Annotated in this window: 2 protein-coding genes; both read right to left on the bottom strand. The window is 57.7% G+C overall.

From position 1 onward, the window contains the following. Positions 1 to 388: 388 nt before the first annotated feature. Positions 389 to 859: a hypothetical protein gene (locus DXT77_RS29765; protein ID WP_147407017.1), complete on the bottom strand. Its 471-nt coding sequence runs from the start codon at positions 857 to 859 to the stop codon at positions 389 to 391. A gap of 2 nt (positions 860 to 861) precedes the next feature. Next, entirely contained in the window at positions 862 to 10,491 is a 9,630-nt protein-coding gene (locus tag DXT77_RS21055; RefSeq protein WP_256662995.1) for a hemagglutinin repeat-containing protein, read from the bottom strand. Positions 10,492 to 10,505 lie beyond the last annotated feature (14 nt).

Below are 10,505 nucleotides of genomic sequence, written 5' to 3'. Positions count from 1 at the left end.
CGTAGCTAGTAATGAGAAAACGGGCTCGACGGGTTCAACCGATCAGGTTGAGTAAAAGAGCAAACCCTGCAGTTGAAAACTGCAGGGCGTGGTGGCTTTTAACCTTGACTTGAGACCGGCTAATGGGCGTCCCCTTTTTCTTTGTCCCCTTTTTCTTTTGTCCCCTTTTTCTTTCACTTCATTAGCCGGTCTCAACAACACACTCAGGCGGTGATGATCGGACGCCACACGGATTTTGGCTCGCGTCCAGTCCCCTTTCGTTTGCCCGACCACCGCCTGACTCGCCTCTAGGTGAAACAGCATTTAGCGTCAAAAGGCTGCTTCTCCTTCAGGAAGTGGTAGGTCGCCCGCGCCAACTTGTTACCCACATTGCAAACAATGGCGACTTTCACTTTGACTTATCTACAGCAATCCAAATCAACCTCCCCCCAAAAGCAACTCCAAATCTTACACCCGAGAACTCATACACTAATTCAACGACCTTATCGGAAGAAAAAAACATTACAAGCACCGCTTCGCTCTCTGCAACTTCCAAATAGCCCACTTCATCTTTGTAACGACTATCCGGCCAGCCTGCAATGTCAAAAACAGGAATACCACTTATAGAACTGCCTGCCAAATATTGCCTATGATCTTGCAGAACTTCACGCTCACCACAGGCAACAAGGCAAACTTTGGCAACAGCGCCACTGACCCGATTAATACCTATTTCCAGCAGAGACTCTGCAAAATCACCAACACGCCAGTACAAAGGGGCAGCCGGATGCCGCTCTCCCTCAAAAACGACATCAGCAATTACATACTCACCAAACTGAATCTCTGCTAGAGATCCTTCTTTACACCCAGTAACTTTCAACATATTCACCTCGACCTAACCACTGCGTGATAAAGAGCCGGCAGCTGGCCTTCAGATTTAGGAGGTGCAAACATTAACTCCCAACCATCAACGTTTATTACCTTTCTGTACTCTATCCCAGAGCTAGCGGCCATTTCTACCGCTGTCTTCAGACTATTTAATTGAACTTGACTAGCCAATCTAACTGCCTCTGGAGTGTAAAGCTCCGCCTTATAGGCCGCGTATTCGGCGATATGTTTCGTTGCGTTCCCATCAACCCATATCTTGACGCCACTATCAAGGTTCAACTCAAAAAATTGAGGGATCACCGAGCCAGGGTGAACTGGACCTGGGTTCGTTATCGCATCCCAAACGGTTCCCGTCTGACCTGTCGGAACGGGCACATCGGGGCTCTTCGGCAGATCATCTACCTTTGGCGGTGTCACCTCTGGTTTAGGGCTGTCAGGAACTTGAGGGGGCTTTACGTCCGGTTTTGGTGGATCTAAACGCGGCACATCCGTATCCGGCAGCTTCTCCGAAAACTTAGTGATCTGCGTCTTGAGATTATCGATCTTGACCGTCGAGCCCACTTCTTTGATGGTCTTGACCGAGACGTCGATGCCCATGCGCGAAAGCTGCAGCGCCGAATTTGCGGAGCTGGTGCCGCCGCCGGCCATCAGCTGGACGATGAGTGCGACGGCCTGACCCATTTGCCGGCCAACGTTCTCCGCGTTCTCGTCGCCGCCCACGGTGGCCGCTTCAAGGATTTGCGAAAGTTGCGATTTGAACGCATCGGCAACGCTTTTACCGAGAATCTCCACCGCTTCATCGGAGGCAAGGAACTCGTTCATGGCGTGGAAGCTTTCCACTGGATCACGCAGCAGATTCACTGCACTGTCCAGCGCGCCCAGTCCCGCACCTGCCATGCCGTCCGTGAAGCCTTTCATGACTCCGGAAGCTGTCAGCAGATCCTGTCGGGCAGAAGTGAGTCCCCACTTGGCGATGATTGCCAACTTCTTCGCCAGATTGGGCTCTGCATCGATTTCCTTTTTGGCCTGGACGTACTGCTGCGTCGCCAGCCAGTTGTTATCGACGTTAGCCGCAGCAGCGTTGTTCGCGGTAGCCGCGCCGTTTGGCGAACTCATGGCCGCAATGCCGGTCACCAGGCTAGTGATGATGTTGCGTTTGGCCTCGCGCTCTACTGCGGTTTCGTTCGGGTCGCTATCGGCGAACAAACCGGCCAACAGGCTTGCGGCAGAACCACCCAAAGCACCTGCCGAACAACTTTGACTGCTGGCGGCAGCGCCCGCACAACCAAGAATCGCGTGTAACGCGGCATGTTCAGGGCTGCCTTCCTTCAGGCCCTCTTTCACCAGTTTGCCGATATACGCCGAGCCTTGCTGCTGGACGTAGTTGACCACCATGTTTTGCGCGAACTGGGCACCGCTGCCGGCTACGTTGCCACTGATACCCGCGACCAGCGCTGTTGCGATTTGCCGGTAAGTGCCGCCGGCGCCCCAGTTATCACCGATTTCCTTGATTTGCTGATTGAGCTGCACATAATTTTCGTGGTGCGCTATTCGATCCTTGAGCGGCAAGCTTTGGTCATCAGCAGCAGCCTTTTCAAGGTTGGCCTGCTCCTTCTTCTGATCGATTTCCCGCGCACGACTATCGATGTACTGGGAAACGTTCTGCACGAACTTGCCGACGATCTCGAAGTCCACTCCGATTTCCTGGGCATCGAAAATCGGCTTGAGCTTGTTGCTGCCATCACGCTCACTGGAAACATCGGTATTAATGGCGGCAATTGCCTGCTCCGCCGTCTGACCAGTCATTTCCTGTTGCTTGGCACCATTGGTGATGGTTACGGCTGCACCGCTGATGCCGCTGTGAGTAGTGCTGCTGGAACTGTCGCCGGCGTACAGCGCCACCGGGGTCGAAACACTCACACCACCTTTGTTGGGAACATTGGGGCCGTTAGGGTTGGCCGTAGCACTGGCATTGCCCTTGCCATCGCGGCCGATATTGCCACCGAAGCCACCATTCAAGTTGATGCTGGTTGCGTCGTAATCAGCCTTGTTCTTGACGTCCGACGTGGTCAGCGTGCCGGTACTCAGAGTGTTTTTGCCATCAGCCACCGCTTTGTCGGTACTGGCAATGATCGCCCCGACGAGGTCGGTGTTGCCCTTGACCTCGACCTGGAAGCCGCCATTGCCCGCCTTGATGCCCGACTGTTCGGAGACGCTGGCGTACTCGCTATGCATGTGTTGCTGGGAAACGCCGCCGCTGACGCTGCTGTTGCCGACACAGAACGGAGGCACGCAGACACTCAGGCCGACGTTGGCGCTTGACTGCTTGGAGGTGTAGGTACTGGTGTCTTGCAGGCTCTCGATATTGAGATCACCGCCCACGTTGACCTTGACCGTTTCGCCGCTGGCGGTGGCGCCCTTGATGTTGGTGTCGCCACCACTTTTCAGGTTCAGCGTGCCGCCGGATTTGACCGAGGTGTTGGTGTGCGTGACGTCGTCACCATCACTGCTGCCACGGCCCTTGTTGGCGGCCAGTTCAAAGGTAATGCCGTTTTGCTCGCCGAAGCCGAAACCGATACCGGCGCTCCAGCCGCTGTTGCTGTTGGTGCTCTCCTGATGCGCAGTGTTTTGTGCAGACAGAAGATTGATCGCACCATCGGCGTTCAGCGAAACATCGCCACCGCCCTCAATGCGACTACCGACCACATTGATGTTGCTGTCGGCACCGGCACCCTTGGCGACGATGTTGATGTTGCCACCCGCAATCACACCGCTGCCGACGACATTGCTGCCGCTCTGGCTGCTGTTCATCTTGCTTTGGCTATTGCTGAGGTTGACGCTGACCTTCACTCCGACCCGAGGGTCTTCCTTCAACGCCTTGGCCGCGTCTACCGCTTGATCGGCACTCATGGCCGCATTCACGGCAGCGAGTGCAAGCATTCGTCCGTCGGTGGTTTTCCCGGCGGCTTCGCCCATTTGCTGAATGCCACGCAGCGCATCAACCAGCGGAATGCTCACTGTGCCACCGACGGCGGTGCGATTGGTGCTGGCGGTTTTGGTGGAGCTCAGTGTGTCGTAGCCCTCACCGATATCCACGTGCTTGGCCGTGATCCCGATGTCACCCACCGGCGCGACCAGTTGACTGGCCGTCTGGGTGTAATGATCCCCGGCAGTCAGCAGGATGTTGCCGCCAAGCGAAGCAATCTGGCTGCCCGACTGGCGAGTCGTGGTGCTCTGATCCGACTCTTTGGTCTTGACGATCCCGGTCGCGCCTTGCCACCAGGAACCGATCTCGCCCACCTTCTTGCTGCCTGAAGAGGAACTGGCGGTCGTGGTGTTTTCAGCGCTGATGACTTCCAGGTTGCGCCCGGCGTTGATACCGATGTTCTTGTCGGCCACCAGCGTACTGCCTTCAACCACCGTGTCCCGGCCGCTCTTGATCTGCAGGCTGCCGGCGCTGATATCGCTGCCGATGCTTTCGGTGGACGACTGTTGCCCCTGTTGCGACTTCTGCGTGTTGGAAAGCAGCCCGGTAATCGTCGCCCCTGTCTTGCTGGAGCTCTGCGACTGGCTGGAGGTTTGTGTTTCCTGAGCGGCGCCGATGAACACATCATTGGCGGCTGTCAGCGTGATGTCATCCGTTGCACGCAACGAAGCAGCTTTCAACGCAATGTCATTGTCGGCCTTGAGCTCCATGCTCTTGGCAACCCACTCGGTGCTGTTCAAGCGGGTTTGAGTGGCCTCGCCACTATTGGATTTGCTGGATTTCCAGTTCTTCTTCGAAGAGGCACTGGCCTGGCTGGCATAGTCTTCGGCCGCGTCGAGGTTGATGTCGTGGCCGGCAGTCGCCAGCAACGATCCATCGGATTTGACTTTTGCCCCTTGTGCATTGATGTCCTGACCTGCCGACATCACCAGCTTGCTTCCCGACTCGATACTCGAGCTGACCGACGCGATACGTTCGCTTTCGGTCATCACGGATTTTTTCTTGCCGAAGCTGCCCTTCGTTGTCTTGGTGTAAAACGAGTGATCGAGGTTATCAGCGGTCAGCAGGTTCAGGTCGTCGCCAGCATAGACAAAAGCCTCGCCACCCGACTTGACATGGCTGGCGATCAGGTTGAGATCCTTGTCGGCATTGAGCGTCAGGCTTCCACCAGCCTTGATCACGCTCGATTGCTGGGCGACGTGATCCTCCTCCGCACGGAACTTCTTGTTCCAGCCGGTGGCATGGGATTCGTCAGCCGCAGAGCTGATCGTCAGGTCACCTTTGGCATTGATGTCGACGTTGCCTTTGGCCTCGACATTACTCGCCACAACGCTGACGTCACGCTGAGCCGTAACCTTGAACGTGCCGCCGACGTTGACGTCCGAGCCATGTTGCTTGACCGTCGAATACTGATAGTTGGTATTGCTGCGGTCAGTCGTCTGTTCGGTCGAGTCGATGTGCACATCGCGCCCGGCCGTCAGGGTGGTATCGCCACCGCTTTTCAGCACGCTGCCGCTGTTGTTGATATCGCGACCGGCGCCGATAACCAGTGCATTCGCCGCTTCGATACGCGCCGCGTTGTCGACGAAGTCGGTGTCTTCGCTGAGGCGGCCGTCACTGCTGCGATGGGTGGTCACGGTGCGTTCGTTGATCACGTCGCCGTGTTCGGCAGTCAGGGTGACGTCGCGACCGGAAATGATCCCGCCTGCCTTGTTCGTCAGGTTGTCGGTCGCCGTCAACTTCAGGAGATTGCCAGCCTCGACCAGTCCGCTGCTCACCAGATCCTTCTTGGCTGTTGCATCGAGATTTTGACTGGCGCGCAACGTGCCGGAGTTCTCCAGGTTTTCGCCGGCAATAAGCGTGACGTCCTTGCCCTGAATCAACGCGCCCGTGGACGCGAGACGGTTGTTGGCATTGGCCAGGTACAGCACCGGCACCAAGACCTTTTCGCCGTTTACTTCACGCTCTTCGAGCCAGACGATGTCGTGGGTGAGCGCCGCGACCTGCTGTGCACTGAGGGTGACGCCTACACTCAGGTTCAACGCGTTCTTGCTGGCGATGGCGTTGTCCATCAGATACTTGTAGACCGCCTCGTCGGAGGTCTGTCCATCGATGAAACGCTGCCCCGTGCGAGCCACGACGGCTTGCTGGACCAGCTTCTGTTCGAAGAGGCCGTCGCCCAGTCGCTTGGCGCTCTGGTCGGCGTCGTAGCCCAGCCCCTTGAGCAGATAATCCGAGCTCATGAACTGCTTGAGATCGGTGAGTACCGGGTTGGTTTCGATCAGGTATTTGTGCGGCTGGGACTTGCCAGTGTTGCTCGGCAGGCCTTGTACCCGATTGATGGTTATCGGGGTTGCCGAGGGATCGGCGGTGACTTTGCCACCGCTTAGCGTCCAGCTTTGCGGGCCAGTGGCGGTCGGATTGCTGCTGCCTTCGGAGCTCAGGCGGAACAGGCCGTTCTGGCCCGTCGGCAAGCTGAACCCTGGCAGGTCGATCGGGCTGACCTGCTGCTGGGCCAGATCCGGCGGCAGTTGCGGGTTGATCTTGACCACCGTGGAGTAGCCACTGCCGACGCCCGTATCGGTGTTGGTTTTGCCCGCCGCGACGTAACTGTAGTAAGGACGCACGACGCTGTTGTCGATGGTCTGGGTCGCGTTCAGTTCGATGTTGCCACCGGCCTGGATCACGGCGTCATAGGAATTGCTGGAACCCGCGACAGTGGTCGTGCTTTCCGTGAGCTTGCCACCGCCCAACATGCTGATGAAGCTGCTCAAGTCCGATTCGACTGTCGCAGATGGCGCCGGACTGTTTTTCTTGTTGAAAGCGGCTGCTGCCGGCTCTGTCGCATAGATCTGGTCGACGTAGTTCCAGTAGGTACGCTTGGTGATGATTTCCTGTTCTTGCACGCCCTTGTTGGTGATGGTGCCGGCGTGGACAGCGATATCACCGGTGGCGGCAATGGTACTGCTGTTGTTGTTCAAGGCCTGGACGTTGAGCGACATGTCGCCGCCGCTCGTCAGGCTTGCGGCTGCGCTGCTGTTGCCTACTTTCAGGCGATCGGTCTCGGCGATCTCCCAATGTCCGTTGCGTCGACCGCCACTGCGAAAATCACACCCGGCAATCGGAATCAGGTTGCAGTCCAGTTGCGTGATCACCACCGAGCTTTTTTCATGCGCGGTGTATTCAAGAATGTCCCTGACGTTATTCACGGTCAGCGCATTGATGGTCAGATCCTGTGCGCTGTAGATCTCGCCGGAACGGTTGTCCAGCAAATCAGCCATGCCGCTGTCACGATCCCGGCCGATGTGTACGTTGTTCAGCCCATACACATTGCCGTAGGCGTTGGTGAAACTGGCCAACAACAGGCGCATGTCGCCGCCGCTGGTAATCAGGCCCCTGTCATTGAGGAGCGCACCGGTGATCAAGGTCAGGTCTTTGCCGGAGCCGAGGGTGCCGTAGTTGTTGACGTTGGCGGCGGTGAGGGTCATGTCGCCGCTGGAGGTCAGTCGCCCCTGATTGGTCAACAGACCATTTACATTGATGGTGGTGTTGCCGCCGCCGGCAATGCTGGTCGCAGCGTTGAGGGTCAGTTGATTGGCCTTGAGCGTCAAATCACCAAGACTGCTGGTACGACCGTTGCCGGAATAATCGCCCCACAAAGTCATGTCGAGCGAACCGTCGCTGGCGATCAGCCCGTCGTTGTGCCAGTTGCCACCGTTACCGATCAGTTTGCTGGCGGCCAGCAACTGCCCGCTCGCCATCTGGTTGAGGTTGTTGATATTGACGGTCAGGCGGTCCGCCTGGATCAGGCTGCTGTTGGTCCAGCCATCCGCAGTCAGCGTCAGTCCACCGCGTGTGACGAAGCTGCCGCCGGCGCTGCCGAGCTGTCCGGTGGCGATGTCGAAAATCCCCGTACCGACGTGCAACACATTACCGCCGACGTTCAACAAGCCACCTGCGCCGAGGCTGAGGTCATTGTTGGCGCTTTCCACAGTGCCGTTGCGGTTATCGAACAGGCCTGCAAGGCTGAATGTGGTCTTTCCGGAGCTACCAAGTGCGCGCAACTGGCCGGTCTGGTTGTCAATGGTGGCAGCACCGATGCTCAAAATGCTGGCGCTTTCGATAATGCCTTTGCGGTTGTTCAGGGCGCCGCGCAGGCTGAGGTCGATTTGTTGCCCGGCGATCTGCCCGCCGCTGTCGCCGGCGTTGTCAAAATCCTTGCCGGTGACGCTGACGCGTTGCTTGGCAACCAGTGCGCCGTTGCGGTTACTGAAATTGCCGCTGCCGCCCAGATCGATGATCGCATCACCGCTTTGCGCCGTGACCCGGCCACCCTCGTTCTCTAGACCTGCCAAGGCCTTGAGTGTCAAATACTGAGCCTGAATCACGCCGCCCTGGCCATTGCGCAACACGCCCGTAACCTGAGCAGTGAACGCACTTTTGAGGCTGGAGAGCACACCGCCATGGCTGTCGAGACTGGCAGCGGTGATGTTGAGATCGCCGGTTTTGGCAACGAAACGACCGCTCTGGTTATCGATGGCGCCGCCGACGTTCGCAATGAGTGCGCCTTCGCTTTGCAGGGTTCCCTTGACGTTGTCGAGGCTGGCAGCGGCCAGTTGCAGATCAGCGGCGTCGCTGTAGATCAGGCCGCCACTGTTTTGCACTGCACCACTGGCGGTGATCGCAAGGTTATCGTTAGCAGCGACGGTGCCGCCATTGCGGTTGTCGAGGCCGCCGGTCGACAGACTGAGCAATTTCTGGCTGACCAGTTTGCCACCCTGGTTATTGATTTGTGTGGCACGGGCAATCACTAGCGGGCCAACACCGACCAATTGGCCCTTGGTATTGGTCAGCGTGCCGAGAAGGTCCAGATTGACGGCCATTTCACTGGCCAGCACACCTTCAGTGTTGTCCAGGTCAGTACCGGTGAAACGGATGTCCTGTTTGGCGTTGATGGTCGCACGGGTGTTGTCGAGACGTTTGGCGGTGATATCCAGAGCCGCGCCGCTGTCGAGCTGGCCACCTTGTGCGTTGTTCAATGTGCCGGTGACCGTCAGGGTCTGCGCACCCTCGCTTGAGAGCGCACCTTTGTCCGAGTTATCGATGTTGGCCGCAGTGATCTTCAAGATGCCTTTGCTGGCCAGCGCACCGGTATTGCTGTTGCGGATGTCGCCCGTGAGGTCGATCAACAGGTCGCCATCACGGCTGGACAACGTGCCGTGATTACGGTTATCGAGACTGCCACCAAGCAAACTCAGGTTTTGCCACCCGGAGATCAGGCCATTGAGATTGCGTGTGCTGTCAGCGCTCAGATCCAGCCGCTGACGACTGAAAAGCTTGCCGTCACTGTTGTCCAGATTTCGCGCGACAAGGGTGTAACTCAGGTCGCTGGAGAGTTCACCGCCCTGGTTGTTCAGATCCCGCAGATGATTGATGCTCAACTGGCCCTTGGTTGTAATCAGGCCATTGCTGTTATTGAGATCGCCCATCGAACCACTGAAATCAATGGCGATGGCGCTACCGAGCAGCGAGCCGCCATTCTGATTGTTCACATTGGCGGCGGTGATGGTGAGATTTTGCGTGGCGGTGATCAGGCCCTTGTCCTGATTGTCGAGCTGACCGTCAGCATGCAGATCCAGGTCGGCGCGACTGGTAAAAGTACCGCCATTGTTGTTCAGGCTGCCCACTCGGGCATCGATGCGGCTCGCGCCGATGAGTCCCTTGATATTGGTCAGTGCGTGCTGCACCTGCAGGGTCAACGCCTGATTGCTCAACAGTTTGCCATTGCTGTTGTCGAGGCTGTCGGCAGCCAGAGTGAACGCCTGGGCACTGGAGATTTCACCGCTGCGGTTATCGACCTGTTGCAGGTTTTTCAGCACCAATAACGGTGCGTTTATCAGCCCCTTCTGATTGTTCAAGGCGCCATTGTTCAGATCCACCGTCAGCGACGTGTCGCTCGTGAGTTGCCCGCCATCGTGCTGATCGAGGCTGGCGGCATTGACCGACAAGGCTCCGTTGCTGGCGATCCTGCCCTTATCGCTGTTATTGATGTGACCCGCCTTGAGCGACAGACTGCCGAGTGAGGTCAGTTTGCCGTTCTGGTTATTGATCGACCCGGTGGTGGTGATGCTCAAGGCCTTACCGGCATTCACCAGACCCGCCACGTTGTCCAGCGTTGCCATGCGCAAGGTCACATCTTGCAGGCTCGACACTTCGCCGCCGCGGTTATTCAACTGGCCGACGCTGCCATCGAGACGCCCGGCACTATTGATCAGACCGTTGGTGTTGAGTACCTGACTCGCATCGAGACTGAGGGAGCCCGTACTCAGCACCCGCCCCTTGTTCTGGTTATCAAGGGTGGCGGCCGTGACCCGCGTGTTCTGCGAAGTCAGCGTGCCGCCCTGGTTGCTCACGGTCTGTGTTGCGTTGACCGTCAGGTTGCGACTGGCAATCACGCTTTTGCCGGTGTTGTCGATGTTGTGCGCACGGATAGCGACGTTGCCTGCCGCATTGCGGCTGTTGTCCGCATTGACCCCGGCTTCGATGATGCCGCTGTTGGTCAACTGGCCGCCGGCGGTCAGGCTGATGTTGTCCCGCGCGGCGAGGGTCTGGCGGTTGGTCAGGTTGCCCTGGGTCTGCACATTGACGTTCACAC

The sequence above is a fragment of the Pseudomonas sp. 91RF genome (assembly GCF_003576265.1).
Lineage (GTDB): Bacteria > Pseudomonadota > Gammaproteobacteria > Pseudomonadales > Pseudomonadaceae > Aquipseudomonas > Aquipseudomonas kribbensis.
The sequence above is the reverse complement of the archived record's forward strand: the minus strand, read 5'-3'. Positions and strand labels throughout refer to the sequence as shown.

Coding starts and splice junctions, on each gene's coding strand:
- DXT77_RS29765 (WP_147407017.1), bottom strand. CDS start 859: ATGTTGAAAGTTACTGGGTGTAAAGAAGGATCTCTAGCAGAGATTCAG.